The following is a 24064-nucleotide window of genomic DNA, read 5'->3' on the forward strand; positions in this document are numbered from 1 at the left end:
AAATATTAACTAAATTGCTGAAAGAATCTTGGGATAAATCATGTGTTTATCGTATTTAGTGATGCGTATCACATACGCCTTGCTTAAATTCCGGTAGGATAGGCATAGAGTCATAGAAAAAGGAGTGGCCGATATGAGTCATGAATGTGCAGGTATACAAGTAGAAAGCGGAACCAAACTTAGTGCCCCGTTGCAGCATTTGAAAGATGAACATCCCATCCTGCTTGGCATGATGGATGAACTGGAAGACCTGGCCGAGCAGCTGAAAGCAGTGGGAGAGGCTCACACCAATTTGCTGAGACTACGGGAAGAAGTTGTTTTATTCATGGAAGAGCTTCTCCCACACTCGGAAAAAGAGGAAGGATTCCTGTTCCCGATGCTGGGGAGCTATATCGGAAAAGAAACAGGGCCGATCGTTGTAATGGAGTATCAACATGAAATGGCGAAAGAGAATTTTGAAGCTTATTTGAGGGGGACATTCGACCTTAGCGAAACCATCACGGCAAAGGAAGCGGAAAAACTGTACAACCGGGTCATCGAAGGGTGCAGTATTTTGATTTCTCACTTCCATAAAGAAGAAAATGTCCTGTTCCCAATGGCTGAAAATATGCTTACGGATGTAGACAAAGCTGCGCTTATGAAGCATTATAAAATTTCTTAAATAAAATGACACGACTGAGCTCAGTCGTGTCATTTTTCTTCTATAAACTTGTTAACAAACGAAAACACCAGCTCACGTATTTCCTCTGATTCATTAAAAAGAGCATGCCGGCCATTATCAATTTGGACCATTTTCGCATGGGGGAATTTTTCTTCAATAAACTTCAGATTATATTGCCAGGCCACCGTGTTATCTTTATTCCCCTGTATCACAAAAGTGGGCGTGTTTGTAGGAGGATAGTGGTCCAGCAGCTTGTTCCAGTGCAGCATGGCACCGACCCAGTCCAACGGGATGACCTCCGTCTGCAGGGGGTCAAGCTTTCTTGCCTCCAAGTAATGCTGATTAGAGGAATTAACCCGGAAATTCCGTTTTACCTCCTCAAGTAGAGGCAACACTTTGGCCATATAATAACCGAGGACGGTTCCATACCAATGCGCTGAATGCACCAGCGGGGCTGCCAGAATCACTTTGTCAAAGACATGGTCATGGTGCTGCAATACATAATCGATTGCAATCGCACCGCCGGTACTGTGGCCGATTACATAAAATGGACCCGGCATTTCCTTTTTGGTGAGATCCATCAGTTTCTCCAGCGAATGAACATAATCGGAAAAGCGTTGGACGGAAGCCGTTTTTCCTTCTGACAACCCATGTCCTTCGAGGTCATAGCTGATCACCGTAAATCCATGCTTGTTTAAAAATTGGATGATGTATTTCAGGTGACCGACGTGATCCAGGTAACCATGCAATAGAAAAATGGTTCCTTTGCTTTCTTTCGGTGCGAACATCTGCACCATCGTTTTCGTTCCGTTCGTTTCTATTTTTCCGAAATGGAATGCGACATCAGCTATATTCAGTCCATAGTAATTCAAATAGGCGGCTATATCATGTTTTATTACCGTGGGTTTGGTGAAATTGAACGGCTTCTCCCATGTGGAAAGCCGCTGCAATATATGTTCAATTGACTTGTTTTTTGACATAGGGCAGGACTCCTCGATTCTTTCTTTTATGTAATCTTACCAAAAATTGCGAATGCAAACCTGGTAATCAGCGTAGCTTGAATTTTTTCATATTTTTACCCTATTTTAATAACCGTGTTGATTACCAGCTGCGTTTTTTACGATGGTGGGTCATCAAATATTCAAGGTGATCCGTTCTTTGACACTGGTCGGTGTTGAGGTGAAGATGAGCGGGATCCGGCCGGAAATTGCCCAGACTATGGTACAGCTGGGTGTCGATTTTGAAGATACGCTTTCTATTTCAATTCTCCACCAGGCATTAGAATATATTGGTTTTCGTTCCAGCAAACCTAGTAAAAAAAGACATGCAGCCAGGAGGCCTGCATGTCTTTTTTGTGTAAGCTATGTTTTGTTCTCGTATGCGGTCCTGCTAGTCTTGTAAACAGTTAGGTTGTCTAGTAAAGCATCAGGAGTCGTGAAAATTCCCGTTTTTGTCTAGTAAAAGTTTGAAATTGTCTAGTAAGCACGCAAAATTGTCTAGTATCACATCTACATTGTCTCGTATTCGTCCAGCTTGTCTAGTAAATGGTACTAAAACGATTAGCCCGAGTTCTCCAGCCTGGACTTGCGAAATGGGTTCACCTAGGAAACACTGGATCGCCGGAAGAAAGTTCTTCTGCCAGATAATCGACATGGCCTTGTACGAGCTCGACGGCTTCCTCCAACGTTTCAAAAAAGACATCGCGGATCGTGCCATCATTATCCTTGGATGCATGCTTATACTTTGGATCATAGTAATGGATAAGCAGCTGTTCGGTGACAGTCCGGTAGTCCTGTGCTGTCAGAGCCTCATCAATAATCTCCCGTGCTTCAGCGGCAATGCGTTTACGAATCACTTCCCACGCCTTTTCAATCGCTTCATGATTCTGTTCCGGCTGATAGGTGGCAAGGATCGTATCGATACGGACAGGGATGGAAGTATGCACGTGGATACGCGGTCCTGCCTGTTTTCCATCGATGATGAATTTAGGGATTTCGATATTGCCAAGCCGTTTGCTTTCGGATTCGATGATATAATAATCCGTCTCGCCGATTTCCTGGATCCGTTCCCATAAGCGCATGTCAAAATCCTTCTGGCTGCGATCGGGCAAATCCACTCGTCCGAACACCGAGCCGCGATGGGCTGCTAATCCTTCGAGATCCAGGACAGGATAGTTTTTCTCCTGAAGCTGCTCTAAAATCTCCGTTTTTTTGGTACCTGTCAAGCCTTCTAACACGATGAAAGTACGTTGTAAGCTGGCAATGGCATCAAGGTCTGCCACTACTTTTTTCCGGAAAGAGCGGATACCTCCTTCCAGTTGATAGCTTTTCAGCCCCATCACTTCAAATACCGTGGCCAGCGTCCTGCTTCGCATGCCGCCGCGCCAGCAATAAATGATGATCGGTCTGCCGTTGCTTATTTCTTTGGCACGCTTATAAAATTCAGGCAGTTTTGGCGAAACGAGAGAAATGCCAAGTTCCTTCGCTTCTTCCTTACCGACCTGTTTATACGTAGTACCGACTCTTACACGTTCTTCATTCGAAAATATCGGCATGCTGATTGCGCCGGGAATATGGAATTCCTCAAATTCTTTAGGCGTGCGGACGTCAACTACTGGACAATCCATTTCCAGTGCTTCTGCTATGGTCACTCGTTTCATGTATCTCACCTGCTTTATACCTTTATGTATATGTTCAGTATAACATGCCTGGCTGTAATTTTTCCTTTAGGGCTCAGTTGGGTTAGAATAGGAAGAAGAAAATATCTGTCCAAGGAAAGGAAATCAAGCAATGACCAATCATGAAAATTCGGCCAGCTACTGGCCTGTATTAGAAAAATTACCGCCGTTTCTACAACAAGCATGGGAAAATTCAGCGTTCCGTAAACCTACCGAGATTCAAAAACAGGCGATTCCGCCTATTATGGAGGGAAAGGACGTACTGGCAGAAGCACCGACAGGAAGTGGTAAGACACTCGCTTATCTTTTTCCTATCCTGCAAAAAATCGATCCGGATAAGAAAGATACACAGGTCGTCATTCTGGCTTCCTCCCGTGAACTTGTCATGCAGATCCATGAAGAAATGCAGACATGGAATGCAGGAAGCGGGATTTCAAGCGCGACGTTGATCGGTGGAGCCAACATGAAAAGGCAGCTGGATAAATTGAAAAAACATCCACGCGTCATCATCGGTACACCGGGACGCGTCCATGAACTGATCAAGAAGAAAAAACTGAAAATGCATGAAGTAAAAACGATCGTACTCGACGAGGGCGACCAATTGTTAGCACCGGAGCACAAAGCTACGATGGAAGATATCATCAAAAGTACGTTAGCTGAGCGACAGCTGTTATTGTTTTCAGCGACTTTGCCAGAAGCAAGTGAGCTGGAAGCGAAGCGGTTGATGAATGATCCAGAAGTTATCCGTGTCGGCACCGAAAATGAAAAGCCCGCGGTGGAGCACGGTTATTTGATTACGGATGCACGAAAAAAAGTCGATACACTTAAACGGTTGACTGTTATTGACGCGTTTAAGGGACTCGTGTTTGTGCGGGATATCGGAAACCTGGAGGTACTGGCAGAAAAACTTCGTTTTAAAGGCCTTTCTGTCGGAGTAATCCACGGGGATTCAAAAAAAGAAGACAGGGTCAAAACATTGAAGGCATTTCGCGAAGGAAAACTGGCACTCTTGCTTGCGACCGATGTCGCGGCCAGAGGACTCGATATCGCTTCACTAAGGTATGTCATCAATTATGACCTTCCAAATGAAACAGGTCAATATATCCATCGTGCCGGACGGACTGGCAGACTTGGATCTACCGAAGACGGTACCGTGATTTCCCTCATCACCAGGGACGACATCAAGAAACTGGAGAGAATCAGTAAAGAAGTAGATCTGGATATTGTCGAAAAGAAAATGTATAAAGGCGAGTTGGTAGATGCAGCTCAGTATTAAGGAGGTAAGTATATGAAAGAGCATATAGCCGGAAAAACAGTTTCTGAATGGCAAGAGGCTCACCCGCTGTTAACAGATATCATGGATACCAGCGAAGTATACTGGCAAAATCCTGCTTATCAGCCGAAAAGTAAGGAGCAGCCGATTACGCAGGCCGAGCTTGATGAGGCAGCTGCTTTGTTCCTTCGGTTTCTCCCTTTTTTGAAAAAAACATTTCCAGAAGCAGATCTGGCTGAGGAAGGAATCGTGTCCCCACTGAAAAAAATACCTAACATGAAAGCGGAGTTGGAAGCTTCCTTCCCCCAAACCATAAAAGGCGACTTGTGGCTGAAATGCGATCATGACCTGCCGGTTGCTGGTTCTATCAAAGCGCGCGGCGGTTTTTATGAGATTTTACATTATGCTGAAACGATGGCGATCGATCATGGCCTGCTGTCCCGCTCCGATGATTACAGCAAGCTTGACGATGTGCAGTATCGTAGCTTTTTTGCCGATTATTCGATTGCTGTCGGTTCGACGGGTAATCTTGGCTTGAGCATCGGTATTATCAGTGCCAAAATTGGTTTTCAGGTGACCGTCCATATGTCACAGGACGCGAAAAAGTGGAAAAAAGATCTGCTTCGGAGCTATGGCGTCACCGTTATCGAGCATCCGGCCGATTTCAGCGTGGCTGTGAAAAGAGGAAGGGAAATGTGCCTGCAGGATCAGCGCTGCTATTTTGTAGATGATGAAGATTCAAAAAATCTTTTTCTTGGATATACGGTGGCAGCGAAAGAAGTCAAGCAACAGCTGGAGGCAGCAGGAGTGGCCGTAAATGAGGCTCACCCATTGATCGTTTATCTCCCGTGCGGGGTCGGTGGCGGTCCAGGTGGTGTCGCATATGGATTGAAACAAATCTACGGTGAAGCGGTCCATTGCATTTTTGCCGAACCGACGCATGCCCCTTCGATGCTGCTTGGCTTGATGACCGGCCTGCATGACAAGGTGGCTGTGCAGGATTTTGGCATTGATAATATCACGGAAGCGGACGGCCTCGCTGTCGGCCGCCCGTCCGGATATGTGGCGCCAATCATTGATAAACTGATTGCCGGCATCTATACCGTCGAGGATAGGGAACTATACAAACTGCTTTACCAGCTCCATCGCAGCGAGAGACTATTTCTTGAACCATCTGCACTTGCGGGCATGTATGGACCTGCCCGGTGGTCGGAAACGATCGGAAAAACGCTTGACATAGATAGCGACAACGCCACCCACCTTGTCTGGTCGACCGGCGGCAGTCTCGTTCCAAAACATGATCGAGAAACAATGCTTTCAAAAGGAAAAGAGGCTGTCCGATAAGTCTGCAAAAGACTTTGAGGGATAGCCTCTTTCCTTTTTGTGATATCGAAATGCAGGGGGACATAAAATAAGCTTGCAGAAAAACCGTGGGGTTTCTCTACAAGCTGAGAGCCTGTGCAAACTGGCTCATTTTATTTTCTCAGACGCAATCTCCGGAACTTGATATTTTTTGGGTCAAGGCCGCTTCCGAGCGATCGATATAACTTACCATACTTCGGATCAGCGAGTTTATTATCTTTATAATAGACACGCGGCGTTTTCCATAAAGCGATCAACGCCTGGCTGAGCGGCATTTCATGATAACGCTCCGGCCAGAATCTCTTGATTTGTTCCTTAACGAGCGGGTAATGTTTCGGATTCATCCCCGGGAACAGATGGTGTTCGGTGTGATAAGAGAAATTGAAATGCAGCACGTCCACCCATTTCGGAACGGTTACCGTCAGACTGTTCGCTAATGGATCATTGATGGGTGTAATCGGGTTAAGTCGATGATTCGTAGAAATATAGCCCATCACAATCAGGTTAGCAATCAACAATGGGATAAAAAACGCGAAAAGCCATTTCGTGAAGCCCATGACAAATAACAGACCGATCCAGGTAATCCACGGTAAAACCGCCTGCAGCCAAACCTCTGGCTGCTTCTTCGGTTTGAAGTCTTTCACATAAGTGATGAACATTTTCGTCGAATGCATCGAGAACTGAAAGGCCAGTGAGATAAACGCGAACGTGGACCGGACCTTCAATGGCAGGCGATACACCCACCGGAACATCTTCATTCTTTTTATTTTCTCCAAGGTCGGCCAGGCATCTGGATCCTTTTCTTCGTGCTGAGTATGGACATGGTGGGTCATGTTATGCCATTTTCTCCAGAGCTTCGGTCCTGTACTCAAGGGGAAAAAGGCGATCGCCCCAAGCAGGTCGCGTAGCCACGGCTTCCGTACCACAGTGCCATGAAGGATTTCATGTCCCAGAAAGCCAAGTCCGGCAAAGCTGAAGCCTATCACCAACGATATTGCCAGGTTGATCACCGGATGCAGGTTCATCAGGCCGATCGTCAAAAACCCGGCAATCGTTATTAGTAAATAAGCTAAACCTCCGAACAGTCGGGAGGGGACAGGTTTAAACACATCCTTAGGCAAGTGTGGTTTTATTTGTTTTGCATACCAACTGAAGGAATGAAGCTCTTTCATTTCCAATCTCCTTTCATGGAAGGCAAGTTTTCTCTTCATATTGTAATTCATCGTACCAATACCTATTCTCACAGTCAATAACATTTACTACCTGGTATTAATATTTGGTATAAAGTCATATTTCATACCAGATAAAGGATATTAATACCTACATACAGAATAGTTAACGTTAGAGACTATTTACTTTTTCAGGCTTTGTTAAATGATGCTGCTCTCCCGGCAGATCATGGAATCCGCTAAGGAACTTAGGATTTAAAAAGGATACGAACATATCCTGATTGTCCCATCATAAACTCACTAGTAAAACCCTATTCAAGAGGAGAAGAGGAGTGATTGAAATGGGCGAGCTCGTCCACTTCCCTCATAAAAGCATCCGGTTGACTGATGAAGAATTGGCTGTGTACTGGAGCATTAAGGCTCGGCTGGAGAAAGCAGTTACGTTGAATGATATTCGCCAGCTGCAACAAGATGTAAAGGCTTTTCGCAAACATTTATCTGTAAAGTATGGGATCCCGTTGTAGAAGATGTTTGAATCCCCTGTTTTTATTAGTATAGGATGAGAACAGAGGTGATAAATCGTGAAAAAGCAATTTGAACTAAAAACGGATCGAAGAGACCAAATGATTGATGTTACCAATGAAATCGAAGCTTTTATCAGGGAAAATGAAGTAGATGAAGGAATGATAGTCATCTCATCCTTACACACGACTGCGGGAATTACCGTTAATGAAAATGCCGATCCAGATGTGAAAACGGATATGCTGATGAGGCTCGATGAACTGTATCCATGGGATCATCCGGAAGATAGGCACGCGGAAGGGAATACGGCATCTCATTTGAAAACGAGTACGGTAGGACATGCGCAGACACTGATCCTCAGTGGAGGTAAATTAGAACTGGGAACCTGGCAAGGCGTGTATTTCTGTGAATTCGACGGGCCTCGCCGCAGGAAGTTTCTAGTAAAAATCATCACGTAAAAGGGACTATGACCAGCCTTGGTCATAGTTCTTTTTTATGACAAGTTAGGGAATAAGCAATAATCACAAGGGTATATTGGGATAAAAGTAAAGAGGAGTACCCCGCAAATGAAAGTCGACGTAACCTCCATTCAAAGACAAAATAATCAGACACGTTTTACAGAATAAAACACGTGGAATGGACGGACTATCAGACAACACTTAACAAACGATGGAGGTTACTCACAATGTCAAAAGGAAAAAGTATTCACGCGTTAATGATACTATTATTCACGCAATTTATTTCTGGTGGTGTCACTAATACAAAAGGAATTGTATTGGACCAGGTGGAAAAAGACATCGGACTGGATATGAGCGAATTCGGCTTTGTCGTATTCATCTTCCAGTTAGGTTTTACATTAGCAAGTTTAATCTTCGGTTACCTGACGGATAAAAACGGACTCCGGATCATGATGATTATCGCTGCAGTCCTTATGGGGTCTGGTTTCCTTGGAACAGGACTTGCACCTAATATTATGTTCTTCTTAGGATTCTACATGCTGGTAGGTTTCGGTCTTGGTGCACTTGGTGTTGCTGGTAACGCAATTGTTCCTGCAGCTTATCCGAAAAAACAAAACCAGATGTTCAACCTGGCCATGGGTATTTATGGTCTTGGGATGGTATTGTTCCCGCAAATTCTCAATTGGTTGTTCCAGTTCGCAGACTGGAGGGTGTTCTACATCGCCATAGCAGCCTTGCATATCGGTGTGATCATCTATATAACTTCTGTCAATTTCCCGGAAGGAAAAGTCGAAAAAATCAATTTGAAGGCTTTCATCCCAATGTTGAAGGACGCCCAGATGGTGTTCTTGATGGTATTCCTTATGCTTGAAGTCTCAGCGGAAGTTTCATTCATGAACTTCTTTCCGACTTATTTGAAGAGTCTCGACCTCGGTGGCTTATCAACGTCCGCCAAGGAAGATATGGTGGCTACCATTCTGACGTTGTTCTCGGTATTCTTTATGGCAGGACGACTGGGAGTGGCTTACCTTGCGAATCATATAAATGAACGCTTGATTTTAATCACTTTCTCCCTTGGCTCTGCCTTGATGATCGGGGTAAGCTTTATGTTTGCGGAACAGTTACCATACCTGTTTGCTGGTGCCGGGCTATTCTTCTCGACGCTGTTCCCAACAGGTACGGCATTCGGGACGTCCATCTCTAAAAATCCTGGTACCGCACTCGGTTTAATTTACGTCGCATCCGGGATCGGCGGCGGTTTGGCAGCATTGCTTGTAGGTGCAGTATCTGAAGCATTCGGTCAAGCCGGCGGCTTCAGTTTGATCATCGGTTTCTTGTCACTGATGTTCATTATGACCTTGTTTATGAACAAGGAGAAATCCAAGCAGAAAGTCTGATATAGATAAAAAAAGGTGCGAATCCGTTTTGGATTCGCACCTTTTTTTGTGGACATGGTGTTTTTATGCAAGGCGTTTGCGCTTTATTGGCTAGCTTCAACGCCCAGACACTCGCGACATAAGCAACCCGTCTGGTGGAAGGGAAGTACACCTTCCACCAGACGTTTTACTTATGCGTGTCGTGTCTTTCAGGGCGTTTGCGCTTTTCTTAATTTAACACATGGAGTCTTTTGGGTTAGGATTTTTCAGGCCGAAAATTGGACGAATGAACAGGGCAAGGTAGCTTCCTGCCAATGCCATGATCATCCACACCCAGCCGTGCAGACTGAAGGAGGCGATTCCTCCGAAATAAGCACCAATATTGCACCCGAATGCCAGACGAGCTCCATATCCCATCATCAGTCCGCCAAGGATAGAAGCACCAGCAATGCCTGGTTTGATTTTTCCAGGCTTGAAGTTGCCTTGAGCAGCTGCTGCCATAAAGGCTCCCAGGAGGATGCCGAAGTTCATGACGCTGGTAGAGTCGGCAAGCACGGTTGTTTGCAATGCCTCAGTATTACCTTGCCAATAGCCCCAACCTGATACGTCAACTCCGAACAACATCAGAAATTTGGATCCCCATAAAGCAAAGGCGGATGTAATCCCCCAAGGATTACCACGTATAGTTAAGGTCAGGGCGTTCAAAACCGCCAGCACCACAGCTGCAACAAGCAGCGGCCATGCCCCGCGCCATAGTTTTTTCCAACCCGTTGTTGTTGCTAACGGCTTCATGTGGGGCGGGTTTTTCTTACGTGCATACTTTACAGTCAATCCGTAGATTCCCAGGAAAATCACCATCTGTAGTACCCATCCGCCTAAATATCCGAGACCGGTAGATTCCGCTAAAGAAATCGCTGGCAGGGATGGTGTCTGTTCTGTCCAGAATACAAAGTGAAATGCGCCGATTACAGAGCCTGCAATAAACCCAAGCAATGTCAATAACATGGAAGATTTTCCTCCACCGACACTATACAAGGTACCAGATGCACAGCCAGAACCCATTTGCATGCCGATTCCAAACAGGAAGGAGCCGACTACGACGCTGATCCCTACCGGCGAAACATAACCGACAGGATCGGTTCCAGTAAAACTGAAGTTGGTAGCAAAAATGATTGCAAATAACGTCGTGGCAACAGCAAGCATCACCATATGGGCCTGCAGACCCTGCACATTACCGACAGACAGCAGTCTCCGGAATGCCGAGGTGAATCCAAACCGGGCGTGCAACAGTGCCAGTCCCAGTCCGATTCCAATGATGAAAAGTACTCCTTGTGTCCATCCGGCAACAGCTACTGTTACCGATAGTAGAATGATAGATATGATCAACCCGGTGAACAATGCGGGTTTTTGCACAGGATTTAATGGGAAGACAACGGTCGTTGCCTGCTTTGCTCGAGCGGAAATGGAAGGTTGTTCCATTTGTCGTTCTGCAGTTGTTTGAGTCATAACTAATACCTCCTAATTCCGATAAATATAATGTGCTTTAACTTTCATATATGATAAGACGATTCCAATGATTTGTAAACCCATTAATTTAATCGGAAATAAAGTTTAGACTCCGTAAAATTTCTGTTTTGATAATACAATTAAGCTCGCTTTACATTAAGACTCAGTTTCGAGAGAAACTTTTTCCGTTATGGTGGTGAGCATTTGGAGGTCTGGGAAATCACTCGCTTTCCATGGGAGTACGGTGAGCTTCCTCGGGCTAAAGCCCTGCGGAATCTCACCATGTACTTTAATCCCATAGGACTTTGAAAAAGCATCTGGAATTAACACCGCACGAAGAAAATGCGTAGCATTTTCGAGGAGTCTCGCAATTTTCCTGACCTCCTTGCTTTGGTGAGATAAACGGAAACATGGGTATGCCGTCTTTCCCTTCGGATGGGGTAGTTTCCAAGCCACCCCTGACTCTTTTTTGATAAAGAACCCCATTTACCTTGAAACTGAGTCTTCCATTATACGTCCCTATTGTTGAATAAGACTCGTTGGTAAATAAGAAAGACTGTTTTACAAGTTCAATTTTTAAAATAGACAGAAAAGCCATTGCATAAATATATTATATTATGTATATTTATAACTAACTTATTTTTCAGGGGGACGTAGGAATGGAAGTGAAGAAGCAGACGAGCTATCAGGAAATCGATCAGACAAAAGAAGCATCAGCATTTTCATGGACCAGTTTCGGTAAATTTTTTATCCCATCGTTCATTGGGATTTTATTATTTTTAGTACCGATTCCTTTTCAAGGGAAAGTGACCATCGGGGTCGGTATCCTGGCTGAATCGGTACAAAGTTATTTCGCAGATCAGATACCTCTGTTCATGACTATCCTAGTGTCGATATCAGCATTAGGAGCTTTGGCTGTGAAAATGGCACAGCCGGCATGGTTGGATAAGCGTCTATTACTTAAGAATCTATTTGATGTTTCAATTTTTTGGACAGGGGTAAGAATCATAGGGGCAGTCTTCGCTGTCATGACGATGATGCAGGTAGGACCGGAGTTCATTTGGTCTGATATTACAGGCGGAACCGTCTTATACTCCCTGGTCCCGGTATTGACAACATGGTTTTTATTCGCAGCACTGTTGATGCCGTTCCTGATGTCCTTTGGTTTGATGGACTTCATTGGTACGCTCCTAAGAAAAGTGATGCAGCCGGTATTCAAGCTGCCTGGCCGTTCTGCGATTGACGCGACTGCCTCATGGATGGGAGCGGGACCAGTAGGCGTATTGATCACGACACAGCAGTTTGAACAGGGGTATTACACGAAGAGGGAAGCATCGGTGATTGCAACAAACTTCTCGATCGCTTCAATCGCTTTCAGCCTTGTCGTCATTACATTCATCGGTTTAGAGCAATATTTTGTTCCGTTTTACTTAGTTGTCACCTTAGCGGTATTTGCAGCAGCTGTGATTGTGCCACGGATTCCGCCATTGTCCAGGAAGAAAGACGAATATGATGAAGTGGCTGGTAAGCAGATCGAAGAATATGTACCAACAGGTAAATCAAGCTTCCAGTCTGGTCTCGATAAAGCGATGGAACAGGCAGAAAAAGTCCCTTCTTATAAGAATGTCATCTATCGTGGTTTTGCGAACGTACTGGATATTTGGCTCGGTTTGATTCCGGTCGTGATGGGACTGGGCACGCTTGCCCTGGTATTAGCTGAGTTCACACCGGTATTCGTGTGGTTGTCCTATCCACTCGTTCCGGTTCTGGAATGGATGCAGATTCCTGAAGCGAATGAAGCTGCTCCCGCTCTAATCGTCGGTTTTGCAGATATGTTCCTTCCGGCAGTGATCGGCAGTGGGATCGAGAGTGAATTGACACGATTTGTGATTGCAGGCATATCGATTACCCAGTTGATTTATATGTCGGAAATCGGGGTATTGATATTGAAGTCGAAAATCCCGTTAAGCATTGGCGAAATGTTCATGATCTTCTTACAGCGTACCGTTGTCACGCTGCCGATCATTGTCATTTTCGCACACTTCATATTTTAGTGATGGTGGGTCATTCTAACAGGTGGGAAAGACCTGAAATATAAGCAATATGTGCTAATTTTGCAAAAAAATAGGCCGAATCGTTTGCGGCTGGGAATCGACTATACTAAAATAATCGACACACGAAAAAAGAAAGGATGAAGACATTGGCAGAAGAAGAAAGTAAACAAGTATGGCAGTTCAATTTCCTGATGAATAGTGGAAGAACTGTGACACAAGAAGTAGAATTGAGTGAACCTCATACGACTCGTGAAGCATGTGAATTCATTATAAAGCAATTGGAAAGAGGATTATGGTGGTCATTGGATGATGATCTAGTCATTCGTACGGACCGCGTGGAAACATTCTTCGTCGGTGATTTGGAACGGGAAGAAGACTTCTTGAATAAAGATGAAGATTGATAAAAAAAGGCGTCCAGCTGATTAAGCTGGACGCCTTTCTAATAACTGCGAAATTATAAAATTTTATAACTTTTTGCAATGGGCTGCATCCAGCTCCGACGCATAGGACGTGCTAGTGCCGATGTCGCCATAGGACGAGGCGCTTCCGCTTTTGTATTTACCGCCGCTAATTTAATATGGTCACTTCCATGCTCTCACGGCCGAATGCTTTTGCTTCTGTTAAATCAGCCATGAACAGGTCGATCCGGTTGCCCTGGATTTCGCCTCCGATGTCTCCGGCAATGGCTGTCCCATATCCAGGTACATGGACTTTTGAACCAATCGGAATGACGTCAGGATCGACGGCGATTACTCTCTTACCCGGATTCGCTTTTAAATCGATGCCCGTATAGGTGATGCCTGTACAGCCTTCACAGGATGCGGTGTATGCTGTAGCCTCAACGGTAACTTTTTTCCCTTGAGGATCCTGGGAGGTTTGTACCGGCTTGCTGTTCATTTCAAAACGCTTCAATTGATCAGATTTATCGGTCAGTGCGACTTGTTTTTCATTTGTCGTTTCTGCATTAGAATGAATTTCGTTTGTTAATGTGATTCCAGATAATAGAATAAGGACGACGACAATATTTCTCAAATGATTCATGCTTATTGCCCCCTTCGATGTGACTACTTTCCATATTGTAGCAGTATAGTTGTGACTATTAAACTACAGGGACAATACAGTTTGGTTGCAGAAATGTGACAATAGATGTGTAAGCGGTTACCGACAACACACCGGTGAAATAAACATAAATTAACAAGTTTTTTCCCTTTTCTAATGGGTTGCTTTGTAATAAAGTAGAGGGTATGATTCTTTCTTGAACATACAACCATACATTGCAGACGTACATCGGAAGGGGAGAAACACCATGAAAAAAGTACCTTTACTCGCACGAATCATCATCGCTATTATTTTAGGGATCTTAATCGGGTCCGTTGCTACGGAATGGCTGGTAGAATTATTCGCTACATTTACCGGTCTATTCGGAAACTTTCTGAGTTTTGTCATCCCACTGATCATCTTGGGATTCATCGCCCCGGGAATTGGTTCCATGGGACGGGGGGCAGGCAAATTACTCGGATTGACGACGGGTTTGGCGTACAGCTCAACGGTTGCTGCCGGTTTACTGGCATTCTTTGTTGCTGGGACGCTCTACCCGTTCATGCTACAAGGGCAAAATGCTGCTCAATTGGAAAATCCGGAAGAAGCGCTGGTAGAAGCTTCTTTTACCGTCGATATGCCTCCCGTGATCGGTGTCATGGGGGCTCTGATTTTAGCTTTTATTATCGGGCTTGGTATTTCACGTTTGAAAGGCGATGCCCTATTGCAGGTCATGGATGAATTTCGTTCGATCATCCAAATGGTGATAGAAAAAGTCATCATCCCGTTATTGCCTTTTCACATATTCGGGATATTTGCCAATATGACCTATGCCGGTCAGGTGCAGACCATTTTGAACGTTTTCTGGAAAGTATTTATCATGATTATCCTGCTTCATTTGGTCTACCTGGCAGTTGTGTATACACTTGCAGGCTCCTTGCATAAAATGAACCCGATCCGCATGTTGCGCACGATGCTGCCTGCTTATTTTACAGCGCTTGGGACCCAGTCCTCGGCAGCTACCATTCCGGTTACTCTGAAGCGAGTGAAAAAAGTCGGGGCCCGTGAACGAGTGGCCGACTTCAGCATTCCATTACTGGCGAATGTCCATCTTGCTGGAAGCACCATTACGATTACTAGCTGTGCCATGGCCGTGATGTACATGCAAGGGCACGCTGCAGGATTCAGTGCCATCACTCCATTCATTTTGATGCTTGGTGTTACGATGATTGCTGCGCCTGGCGTTCCAGGTGGCGCGGTTATGGCGGCACTTGGCCTCCTGGAATCGATGCTTGGCTTCGGTCCTGCGATGACTTCGCTGATGATTGCACTCTATTTAGCCCAGGATAGCTTCGGTACGGCAACAAACGTAACCGGCGATGGCGCGCTGACGATGATCGCCAACCGTTTTACAAAATAAAAATCGATGAAACACGCTGGTATCATTAGCCAGCGTGTTTTCTATCTTTTAAGAAAGTTAAACTTAGTTAAAGGCTTAAGTATAAGAACCACTTAGGCTTTCACCATGATGACTTGGCTATAGCCAAGTTTTTCTAATGGATCGGTCTTTCCTTAACGAATGCCGACTAGTATACTAGTAAAAGATAATCACGTTTTTAAAACTGAGGGGGAGTCCCATTGAATCAGAACAAGATCCTGCTTGTTGATGGTATGGCGCTATTGTTCCGCGCTTTTTATGCCACTGCAATGAGCAACTATTATATGATTAACAGTAAAGGCGTACCGACGAATGCCGTGTATGGATTCGTCAAACACTTGTTTATGGCAACGAAAAACTATGGACCCAGCCATGTGGTATGCTGCTGGGACATGGGCAGCACTACTTTCCGGAATGAAATTTTTCCTCAATATAAAGCGAACCGGGGAGAACCACCTGTCGAATTGATTCCACAGTTTGATTTAGTCAAGGAAGTGGTGGAAGCCCTGGATATTCCGAATGTCGGGCTTGCCGGCTACGAAGCGGACGACTGTATTGGAACACTGAGCAATGAATACAGCGAGCATTCCGAGGTTATTATTTTGACTGGTGACCAGGATATACTTCAGCTGCTTCAGGACAATGTCACCGTATCCTTGTTGAAAAAAGGATATGGCAATTATGCTGAGTATCAGCATGATAATTTTATAGAAGAAAAAGGCATCACACCGATGCAGATGATTGACCTGAAAGCATTGATGGGAGATAGCAGTGATAACTATCCAGGTGTTAAAGGGATTGGTGAAAAGACTGCCCTGAAGCTGCTCACCGAATATGAAACAATCGAAGGGATTTTGGACAACCTGCCGAACCTGACGAAAGGACAGCGTACGAAAATTGAAAATGAACTCGATATGCTCCACCTGTCACGCAAATTAGCAGCGATTCACTGCGAAGTCGATGTCAATTGTTCGCTCGATGATGCCATTTTTGAAATCAATCAGGAACGGATGATGGAAAAGTTCAATGAACTGGAGTTTAAGCGTCTCGATTCTTTACTTTCTTAATAAACTAGTATATTTAGCATACGCTCTGTTGCAAAATATCGCAGTAGGGATCCAGTAAACGAATCGCTATATATGCCAGGATATATAATTTATACTATTTAAAGAGAGAACAGCTTGAGTCAATTGGCTTCGTTAACCATTTTTAAAGTATAGGGAGGCAGGAAACGGCGAGACTCCTGCGGAAGTATATACGAGTCGAGAACCCCACAGCGCAATGTTGTGGCTTGACCGTACGTCCGCGGAAAGCGAGTTGTTTCCTGCCTCCCTTTTTGTAATCAGGCTGACGAATCTGTTTTTTATCATTTATTGGCAGAAGACCCCCACCTCAAAACGCGGAGCGTTTAGGTGGGGGATGAATGCCGGGTTTTCACTTCGGGCGATACCATAGATAAGAACTCGCGTTCGTAATATTTTAACAGATGCTGTATAATATAGGTATCAAAATGCCTATAAAGGAGTGAGCAACCGAATGGAAGTGAAGAAAGCTTATAAGTTTCGTATCTACCCAAATCAAACGCAAACACAACTTTTCGAACAAACCTTCGGTTGTTCACGCTTCCTGTACAACCGGGCACTCTATGAAACAAAAACAGCAGGTACTAAGTTCCGTAAGACTCCAGCAATCAAAGAAATAGGTAAACTCAAAAAAGCTTTTACGTGGCTGAAAGCTGTTGATAGCATCGCCCTCCAAGCAGCCATCGAAAACTTAGACGACGCATTCATAAGGTTCTATCGCAAACAAACGAAATTCCCGCGCTTTAAGTCTAAGAAAAACCTGGTGAAGAGTTATACAACAAAAGCAGTCAACGGAAACATTCAGCTGGAAGACAATAAAATCAAGCTACCGAAGGTAGGCTGGATCCGTTATGCCAAAAGCCGCGAAGTTAAAGGAACAATTAAGCGTGTCACCGTGCGCAAAAATGCGGCGGGTAAGTATTTTGTATCTATTCTAGCTGTCGTGGAACACAACTATAACCGTAACAATACTAACGAAACTGTCGGTTTGGATCTCGGATTAACAGATTTCCTCATCACGAACGAGGGTTCGAAAATCAAGAACCCTCGTCATCTAAAGAAGTATGAGCAAAAATTACAACACGCGCAGCGTACCATGTCCCGAAGAACCATTGGTTCTTCGAATTGGCACAAACAAAAAATAAAGTGGTTCGCATCCACGAAAAGATCGTTAATGCCCGCCGGGATTTTCAGCATAAATTATCTCGCCAACTAGTGGACCAATTCGATGTCATCGGCATAGAAAGTTTAAGTGTGGCCAAAATGCTGAAAAGCCCGGATCGAGCCAAGTCCATATCCGATGCATCATGGAGCGAGTTCACAACAATGATTAAGTACAAAGCAGAATGGTATGGATCCACCATTGTTTAGATTGGAAAATTATTCCCGTCTACACAGTTGTGTTCTGTCTGTGGCCACAAGGAAAAGAGCGTCAAAGATGATACCGTTCGGGCATGGATATGTCCTAATTGTCATACTAATCACGATCGGGATATCAACGCTGCTTGTAATATAAAAAAAGAGGCGGAACGACTCTTGACAAAATCTAAAAGTGCGTAAGCGCACCAACCGTCGGGACGACGGGGATAGCCTGTGTCGATTACTGTCCAACAGGACGGTCAACCCAGGAATCCCCCACTTCAAATTTCGGAGAAATTAAGTGGGGGTAGTTCAAAACCGAAAATCTACCATTTATATCCGAAAATTTGCCGAAACATGCTATAATTGAAAAAGTATGTTTTTGTTCCATTTATTTCCCATTTAAATCTAGCAGATTATAATTATAGTAAAAGGGAGTGAGCCCATGAAGAAGTGTCCAGGCTGTCAGAAAGAAGTGAACGAGGGCTCTCGTTTTTGTCCCAATTGCGGCACAAGGCTTGATGAAGAAAACAGTCTACATAATGACGAAATATCAGCTACAGTAGCAGAAGAGCCTTCTTCCCGTATCGACCACAGGCAGCCGAAAGGGAACAAAAACTGGAAGATGATTTTGCTTCCAGTCATCGTATTATTACTGACTGCCGGGGGTGTCGGCTACACCTATGCCCATGAAAAGAATGTAAACGAAGAAGTGCTTAAGTTAAAAAGGGATGCGGAGGCTTCTGCCTTAGAAGGAAAGTATGGTGAAGCAGCATCCATGCTGGAAAAAGCGATGGATAAAAGGGAAGATTTTGCTGTATTGGAAAGAGACCTGGCCTTCATCGAAGAGGCGGACAACTTCCAAGAAGAAATGCAGCAAATTGAAGAAGAGATCCAGAGTGACCAGCTGGGTAAAGCGACAGACCATATCGCTGCCCTTCGGGAAGATGTGAAGGCCAGCGAGAGCAAGCTGGTCCCTGAATTCCTGCCAAAACTGGATACGATGGATTCTCAAATCAAAATTAAGCGTATTAACAGTGAACTGGCTGAGCTAACGACAGTGGATCAATTGGCAGCCAAACTGTCCACCTTATCCCGATATAACTTAGAGGAAGCGACAAAAGTGAAGGCGAAAATTATGGAAAAGATCGTTACCATTGCTTCCAATGATGCGGAAAACCATATTGCTGGCAAAGAGTTCAATAAAGCGGTAGCGGCTGTCGACCATGCCTTGCAATTTGCGGTAAATAATGATAAATTGCTGAAATTGAAAAAGCGGATCCGGCAAGAGCAAGGCGCATTTGTCCAGGCACAGAGAGAACGGATTGAGCGCGCGGCAGAGCAGGCCGCACAGGAAGATTTGAAGAACCAGACTGCAGCTATTGAAGTGCAGAACGTGAATGCAAAACTGGATGACCTTGGTGATCTTACCGTCACCGGGGAAGTGAAAAGTGTTGCGACTAAAATCATCAGTTCCGTAACCGTGGAGTTAGAAATCCTCGATAAAGAGGGAAAACCAATCGAGACGGAAGAAAATACAGTCACCGTTTACCCGATGTACTTAAACCCGGGGGATACAGGTAAATTTGAAAAACAATTTTTTGAAATCAATGAAGAAGTCGATGTGAAAGTTAAAAATATCGAATGGTATGTCGAGTAGGAGGGACGCAGCATGAATCGTAGATGGCTGATCAGCATCATACTTTCTGTAATTATTGCCATTGCGGGCGTCTCGGGAGTTTTTTACATCCAGGACATAATGCCGACGAAGCTTACAGAAGCCTCCGCATTGGTGCAGACTGGTAATGACCAGTCTGTGGAAGAGCCGGTTACAAGAGAGCAAGAAGAAATTATAGATGCGACGCAAGAGCGCGTCGTACAGATTACAAAAAGTGATGGGGAGCAGGGGTCCGGTTTCCTGTATAACGACAAAGGGGATATCCTCACGAATGCCCACGTGGTGGCTAATGCGAAACAAGTCACAATCACTACCGGGGATTCCAAAGAAGTGTCAGGGGAGGTCATTGGTATCAGCACCACCACGGATGTTGCTGTCGTACGTGTGCCTGCGCTTGAAGATTCCGAACCATTACCGCTCGAGCGGGATAAAAAAGCTGGTATGCTGGATAAAGTTCTGGCTTTGGGAAGCCCCCTTGGCTTACAGAATACGGTAATGACCGGTGAAATTACAGGACTTGACCGGGAATTTGATATCGCCCCATTTGAATATCGCGGCTTGTATCAAATTTCAGCGCCGATCCAGCCAGGTAACAGCGGAGGTCCGTTAGTCGATGCAGAAACCGGAAAAGTGATCGGGATCAACTCGGCTAAATTAGATAAAGAAGCGATCGGTTTCAGTATTCCAATCCCAGACATCATTAATCTGGTGGAAAGATGGTCGGAAAACCCAATGGAAAGCCTGCCGGAAATCCAGGATACAGTCGGTGGGCCAGGGGAAGGCTATAATGTCACACCGATCGATCAGGCTACTTATATTGTCGAGTACTTTTATGAAAGTATAAATCAAGGTGATTTCGTCACTGCCTATTCCTTGATTGGAAGCAGCTGGCAAGGGAACAATTCCTATGAAAATTTCCGTAAAGGTTATTCTAATACGTTATCGGTAACAATCGATGACTTGATACCGAAGCAAGCAGGTAAAAATGTCGAGGTCACTGCCTTTATTACAGTAGAAGAAACGGTAGGCGGCGAAGTGAAGTTGAAAAAATATAAGCTGATCTACACGGTAGGTTTGGAGAACGATCAATTAAAAATATTAGCAGGAAAAGGAGAAGAAATTTCTTCTTAATCAGTTCCCGGCAGAGTAATAGCTGCCGGTTTTTTCTTTGGTCAAGGAAATCGTGTGTTCATTGGATGGGGTTTAGAGTAAAATAAAGAGAGGAGTATCCTTAGTAAATATGTAAAAAAGCCCATATAGATTAGTATTGGATTTTTATAGGGAGAAACGGGAAAGGGTAACAACTCGTTTGGAGTGGGGAAGACGGTGAGCTTTGCCCCGATGCAAAAAGCTATAGTAAACCTGTTATTTCTCAACATTTTGCAAGGAAATCGTTAACAGATGAAACGAAATCGTTGTTTCATCCGTATAAACAAATAACTGTAAAACCTTATTGTTTCACAGAGAGGATTACATAGAGCAAAACTAAGGGGGAGAAAATTGGATAATCGAACAATTAATATGCCAACAAGACAGAAACAAAAACTGAAAAAATTCGGGTCTTTATTGGGCAGGATTTTCGGTGTGTTTGTGGTGCTGGCTGTTTTGCTGGCACTTACGTTGAACTGGATCACGGATTATATTTGGATGGATTCACTTGGTTTTCAATCAGTTTATATGACGATATTTACGAGTAAAATCATGCTTGGGGTCACTGGCTTCCTCATCTTCTTTTTATTGATGTATGTGACACTGGCTTCGGTGAGAAGGACGTATATCAGCTTTTTTGATCGGGAACGTCTTCCTGCCATCCTTCTGAACAAGAAATGGTCGCGGCTGATACTTATAGGGATCTCTGCATTAGTTGGGTTGTTTGGAAGCAGCATTGTACAAGGGATTGGCTGGGAATTATGGCTTAAGTTTCTGAACCATAGTTCTTTCGGCATCAGTGATCCTCATTTCGATATGGACATCTCTTTTTATATGTTCGTACTGCCATTTATCAATTTCGCACTCAATACTTTATTGGGATTAGGTGTCTTTTTACTGCTGATTGAACTCGGATTTTATTCCGTATTTTCGATGTACAGGGAAAGTCGATTTGCACAGCTTCACATGGGAGTAACGCTTGGTGTCATTGGTTTGCTGCTGGCGGCGGTACATGTGCTGGAACCTTATGCCACCCTATTGACTAACCAGGTGAACATTTTCCAGACCAGTGTGGTGCATGGGTTGAGTTATACGGATAAGTTGATCAACAACCCGGCTTCTTATGTATTAGCTGGCGTGGCAGTCCTGGGTGCTGTCTGGATGATTATCGCCATGATCCGTGGGCGTTTACATTCGATGCTGCTTCCGGTGGTCGCTTATGTCGCACTCGTAATCATTGCGCAAGGTGCCTCAGTCATCGTGCAGAACTATGTGGTATCACCAAATGAGTTCTCTAAAGAAAGCCCGTACTTGGAGAAAAACCTGGAATACACACGTGCAGCGTATGATTTGGATACAATTGAAGAACGGGAACACCCGGGTAATCAGTCACTGGATGAGTCGATGGTCGAAAATAATCAGCTGACGATCAATAATGTTCGTATCAACGATGCACGGCCGATACTTGATATCTATAATCAGCTCCAGACTTTCCGGACCTATTACCAGTTCAATGATATCGATGTCGATCGCTATGTCATTGATGACACGTACCAGCAGGTTTTCTTAGGTGCCAGGGAACTGAATACCACAGATCTCCCGTCCCAGGCAAAGACCTGGGTCAATGAAAACCTGCGCTATACTCATGGCTATGGTGTTGCGATGAGTGATGTCAACAAAATCACTTCCCAGGGACAGCCGGAATATATGCTTAAAAATGTTCCCTCCCAGGGTGTTATCGATATTACCCGTCCTCAAATTTATTTCGGTGAGGAAAACTATCAAAATGTCATTGTAAACAGCGGTATCGATGAATTTGATTATCCGTCAGGGGATGAAAATAAATCGACACGCTATGAAGCTGACAGCGGTATTCCCTTATCAGGCTTAAACCGGTTGATTTTCAGCCTGGATGCAGGTTCTTTCCGAATGTTTGTATCGAACCAATTGAACGAAGAGAGTCAACTGCTGGATACCCGTAATATTATGGACCGTGTGGAGAGAATCGCGCCTTTCCTTCAATACGATGAAGATCCATATATTTTTGTGCGGGAAGACGGAAGTCTATCCTGGCTGATCGATGCTTATTTGACCGCAGAGCGTTATCCATACTCAGAGCCGTTTAACGGAGAAATAAATTATATCCGGAATTCGGTGAAAGTCGCAGTTGATGCTTACACCGGAGAAGTAGACTTTTATGCTGTGAACCAGGAAGATCCATTACTGCAGACCTATCAGAAAATGTTCCCGGATATGTTCACCGAGGAGATACCAGCAGATGTCCAGTCCCATTTCCGCTACCCGGTGGATCTATTCAAGGTCCAGGCATCCATATATGGAACTTACCATATGACAAATCTTGAGGTCTTTTACAATAGGGAAGATAAGTGGGAGTTTCCGACAGAGAAATATTTCAATGAAGATATTCAAATGGAACCTTATTACATTACCATGAAGCTTCCGGAGAATGACACAGAGGAATTTGTCTTAATGATGCCATACACACCAAGGAACCGGCAGAATATGATTGCGTGGATGGGTGTCCGGAACGACGGCGAGAACTATGGTGAAACTATCGTCTACCGATTCCCTAAACAAAGGAATATCTATGGACCACAGCAAATTGAAAACAGGATCAATCAGGACAGTAATATATCTCAACAGCTTAATCTTTGGTCACAAGGTGGTTCAGAAGTAATTCGTGGCAATCTGCTGGCGATTCCATTTGAAGATACGGTATTGTACGCAGAGCCTATCTATATTGAATCCTCGAATGAAACATCCTTGCCAGAAGTGAAGCAGATCATTCTTGCCTATGGTGACCATATAGTGATGGAACCTACATTTGATAAAGCGCTGGAAAAAATGTTGGTATTAGTCGACCCTGAAGTAGAAGAAGGTGAAGAGGAAGATGAAGCCGGACAGGATGGAGAAAACGCTGAAGAACTCCTCCAGTCAGAAGAGATTCTGAAAGAAGTATCAGACTTATTTAACCAGTATCAGCAGGCCCTTTCGAACGGTAACTGGGAAGAAGCTGGCACCATCATGGAAGAAATTGAAGCGCGATTAAGAGAAGCGCAATAATATTTCAGGATCAAAAGCCCGAATTTAATTTTATTCGGGCTTTTGGTATATAAATGTAGGTTGAAAAGGAAAGGGGCAACGTCATACCGTTTTCAAATGAATGTTAACAACTTATCGGCAGTAAGAGAAAGAATAGTAGATAAAGCTGAAAGGAGCATTTTATATATTTATTAGCTGA

19 protein-coding genes and 2 pseudogenes are annotated in these 24064 nt (G+C 44.4%); 15 read left to right on the forward strand and 6 right to left on the reverse strand.

The window, feature by feature from the left end:
* The first annotated feature begins 133 nt into the window (after positions 1-133).
* Positions 134-661, forward strand: coding sequence for a hemerythrin domain-containing protein (locus tag BLV00_RS14240; RefSeq protein WP_093045640.1), 528 nt, complete (start codon positions 134-136; stop codon positions 659-661).
* A 29-nt stretch (positions 662-690) separates the two neighbouring features.
* Here BLV00_RS14240 and BLV00_RS14245 read toward each other — a convergent pair whose 3' ends face one another.
* Positions 691-1641, reverse strand: a complete 951-nt coding sequence (locus BLV00_RS14245; RefSeq protein ID WP_093045641.1) for an alpha/beta hydrolase — start codon at positions 1639-1641, stop codon at positions 691-693.
* A gap of 139 nt (positions 1642-1780) precedes the next feature.
* Here BLV00_RS14245 and BLV00_RS22385 point away from each other — a divergent pair.
* Positions 1781-1948: pseudogene (locus BLV00_RS22385) on the forward strand (STAS domain-containing protein); the annotation flags it as partial.
* 310 nt (positions 1949-2258) lie between these two features.
* Here BLV00_RS22385 and mnmH read toward each other — a convergent pair.
* Positions 2259-3320: a tRNA 2-selenouridine(34) synthase MnmH gene (mnmH, locus tag BLV00_RS14255; protein ID WP_093045643.1), complete on the reverse strand. Its 1062-nt coding sequence runs from the start codon at positions 3318-3320 to the stop codon at positions 2259-2261.
* A gap of 130 nt (positions 3321-3450) precedes the next feature.
* Between mnmH and BLV00_RS14260 the strand changes: the two genes are divergently transcribed.
* The gene (locus BLV00_RS14260; RefSeq protein WP_093045644.1) at positions 3451-4614 is read left to right on the forward strand and encodes a DEAD/DEAH box helicase; all 1164 of its coding nucleotides are present in this window, start codon (positions 3451-3453) and stop codon (positions 4612-4614) included.
* 12 nt (positions 4615-4626) lie between these two features.
* Positions 4627-5955: a D-serine ammonia-lyase gene (locus BLV00_RS14265; RefSeq protein ID WP_093045645.1), complete on the forward strand. Its 1329-nt coding sequence runs from the start codon at positions 4627-4629 to the stop codon at positions 5953-5955.
* Between the two features lie 131 nt (positions 5956-6086).
* Here the strand turns inward: BLV00_RS14265 and desB are convergent, their stop codons facing one another.
* Positions 6087-7145, reverse strand: coding sequence for a Delta(10) desaturase DesB (desB, locus tag BLV00_RS14270; protein WP_093045646.1), 1059 nt, complete (start codon positions 7143-7145; stop codon positions 6087-6089).
* 329 nt (positions 7146-7474) lie between these two features.
* Here desB and BLV00_RS14275 point away from each other — a divergent pair, with 329 nt between their 5' ends.
* The 3 genes from BLV00_RS14275 to BLV00_RS14285 all read left to right on the forward strand — a co-directional run bounded on the left by BLV00_RS14275 (position 7475) and on the right by BLV00_RS14285 (position 9519).
* Entirely contained in the window at positions 7475-7666 is a 192-nt protein-coding gene (locus BLV00_RS14275) for a hypothetical protein (RefSeq protein ID WP_143030729.1), read from the forward strand.
* 57 nt (positions 7667-7723) lie between these two features.
* Entirely contained in the window at positions 7724-8122 is a 399-nt protein-coding gene (locus BLV00_RS14280) for a secondary thiamine-phosphate synthase enzyme YjbQ (RefSeq protein WP_093045648.1), read from the forward strand.
* A gap of 227 nt (positions 8123-8349) precedes the next feature.
* Positions 8350-9519, forward strand: a complete 1170-nt coding sequence (locus BLV00_RS14285; RefSeq protein WP_093045649.1) for an MFS transporter — start codon at positions 8350-8352, stop codon at positions 9517-9519.
* Between the two features lie 213 nt (positions 9520-9732).
* Here BLV00_RS14285 and BLV00_RS14290 read toward each other — a convergent pair whose 3' ends face one another.
* Both BLV00_RS14290 and BLV00_RS22170 read right to left on the reverse strand, forming a co-directional pair.
* The gene (locus BLV00_RS14290) at positions 9733-10977 is read right to left on the reverse strand and encodes a YeeE/YedE family protein (protein ID WP_093045723.1); all 1245 of its coding nucleotides are present in this window, start codon (positions 10975-10977) and stop codon (positions 9733-9735) included.
* A gap of 183 nt (positions 10978-11160) precedes the next feature.
* On the reverse strand, positions 11161-11490 hold the full coding sequence (locus BLV00_RS22170; protein WP_093045650.1) for a hypothetical protein: 330 nt from the start codon (positions 11488-11490) through the stop codon (positions 11161-11163).
* A gap of 173 nt (positions 11491-11663) precedes the next feature.
* Between BLV00_RS22170 and BLV00_RS14300 the strand changes: the two genes are divergently transcribed.
* Positions 11664-13058: a YjiH family protein gene (locus BLV00_RS14300; protein WP_093045651.1), complete on the forward strand. Its 1395-nt coding sequence runs from the start codon at positions 11664-11666 to the stop codon at positions 13056-13058.
* A gap of 146 nt (positions 13059-13204) precedes the next feature.
* A complete protein-coding gene (locus tag BLV00_RS14305) occupies positions 13205-13459 on the forward strand; it encodes a hypothetical protein (RefSeq protein ID WP_245728979.1) in 255 nt (84 codons plus the stop codon).
* A 166-nt stretch (positions 13460-13625) separates the two neighbouring features.
* On the opposite strand, the gene BLV00_RS14310 is transcribed toward BLV00_RS14305, so the two are convergent.
* Positions 13626-14099 (reverse strand): 3D domain-containing protein, encoded by a 474-nt coding sequence (locus BLV00_RS14310; RefSeq protein WP_093045653.1) that lies wholly within the window; start codon positions 14097-14099, stop codon positions 13626-13628.
* A 265-nt stretch (positions 14100-14364) separates the two neighbouring features.
* On the opposite strand from BLV00_RS14310, the gene BLV00_RS14315 reads away from it, so the two are divergent.
* From BLV00_RS14315 to BLV00_RS14340, 6 genes and pseudogenes are all read left to right on the forward strand, one after another.
* Positions 14365-15516 (forward strand): dicarboxylate/amino acid:cation symporter, encoded by a 1152-nt coding sequence (locus BLV00_RS14315; RefSeq protein WP_093045654.1) that lies wholly within the window; start codon positions 14365-14367, stop codon positions 15514-15516.
* A 218-nt stretch (positions 15517-15734) separates the two neighbouring features.
* Complete coding sequence (locus BLV00_RS14320; protein ID WP_093045655.1) at positions 15735-16601, forward strand: 5'-3' exonuclease; 867 nt, start codon at positions 15735-15737, stop codon at positions 16599-16601.
* Between the two features lie 469 nt (positions 16602-17070).
* A pseudogene (gene tnpB / locus BLV00_RS14325) lies at positions 17071-18176 on the forward strand (IS200/IS605 family element RNA-guided endonuclease TnpB).
* Positions 18177-18420: 244 nt separating this feature from the next.
* A complete protein-coding gene (locus tag BLV00_RS14330; RefSeq protein WP_093045656.1) occupies positions 18421-19635 on the forward strand; it encodes an FxLYD domain-containing protein in 1215 nt (404 codons plus the stop codon).
* Between the two features lie 12 nt (positions 19636-19647).
* Complete coding sequence (locus BLV00_RS14335) at positions 19648-20784, forward strand: S1C family serine protease (RefSeq protein ID WP_093045657.1); 1137 nt, start codon at positions 19648-19650, stop codon at positions 20782-20784.
* Between the two features lie 369 nt (positions 20785-21153).
* Positions 21154-23886 carry a UPF0182 family membrane protein gene (locus BLV00_RS14340; RefSeq protein WP_342722792.1) on the forward strand — a complete coding sequence of 911 codons (2733 nt, stop codon included), beginning with the start codon at positions 21154-21156 and terminating at the stop codon, positions 23884-23886.
* The last annotated feature ends 178 nt before the right edge of the window (positions 23887-24064 follow it).

Source organism: Thalassobacillus cyri (assembly GCF_900107755.1).
In the GTDB taxonomy this organism is placed as follows: Bacteria; Bacillota; Bacilli; order Bacillales; family Halobacillaceae; genus Thalassobacillus; species Thalassobacillus cyri.

Bases quoted from the DNA above. Each gene is read 5' to 3' on its own strand.
- BLV00_RS14240 (WP_093045640.1), top strand. From the start codon at position 134: ATGAGTCATGAATGTGCAGGTATACAAGTAGAAAGCGGAACCAAACTT.
- BLV00_RS14245 (WP_093045641.1), bottom strand. From the start codon at position 1,641: ATGTCAAAAAACAAGTCAATTGAACATATATTGCAGCGGCTTTCCACA.
- mnmH (WP_093045643.1), bottom strand. From the start codon at position 3,320: ATGAAACGAGTGACCATAGCAGAAGCACTGGAAATGGATTGTCCAGTA.
- BLV00_RS14260 (WP_093045644.1), top strand. From the start codon at position 3,451: ATGACCAATCATGAAAATTCGGCCAGCTACTGGCCTGTATTAGAAAAA.
- BLV00_RS14265 (WP_093045645.1), top strand. From the start codon at position 4,627: ATGAAAGAGCATATAGCCGGAAAAACAGTTTCTGAATGGCAAGAGGCT.
- desB (WP_093045646.1), bottom strand. From the start codon at position 7,145: ATGAAAGAGCTTCATTCCTTCAGTTGGTATGCAAAACAAATAAAACCA.
- BLV00_RS14285 (WP_093045649.1), top strand. From the start codon at position 8,350: ATGTCAAAAGGAAAAAGTATTCACGCGTTAATGATACTATTATTCACG.
- BLV00_RS14290 (WP_093045723.1), bottom strand. From the start codon at position 10,977: ATGGAACAACCTTCCATTTCCGCTCGAGCAAAGCAGGCAACGACCGTT.
- BLV00_RS22170 (WP_093045650.1), bottom strand. From the start codon at position 11,490: ATGGGGTTCTTTATCAAAAAAGAGTCAGGGGTGGCTTGGAAACTACCC.
- BLV00_RS14300 (WP_093045651.1), top strand. From the start codon at position 11,664: ATGGAAGTGAAGAAGCAGACGAGCTATCAGGAAATCGATCAGACAAAA.
- BLV00_RS14310 (WP_093045653.1), bottom strand. From the start codon at position 14,099: ATGAATCATTTGAGAAATATTGTCGTCGTCCTTATTCTATTATCTGGA.
- BLV00_RS14315 (WP_093045654.1), top strand. From the start codon at position 14,365: ATGAAAAAAGTACCTTTACTCGCACGAATCATCATCGCTATTATTTTA.
- BLV00_RS14330 (WP_093045656.1), top strand. From the start codon at position 18,421: ATGAAGAAGTGTCCAGGCTGTCAGAAAGAAGTGAACGAGGGCTCTCGT.
- BLV00_RS14335 (WP_093045657.1), top strand. From the start codon at position 19,648: ATGAATCGTAGATGGCTGATCAGCATCATACTTTCTGTAATTATTGCC.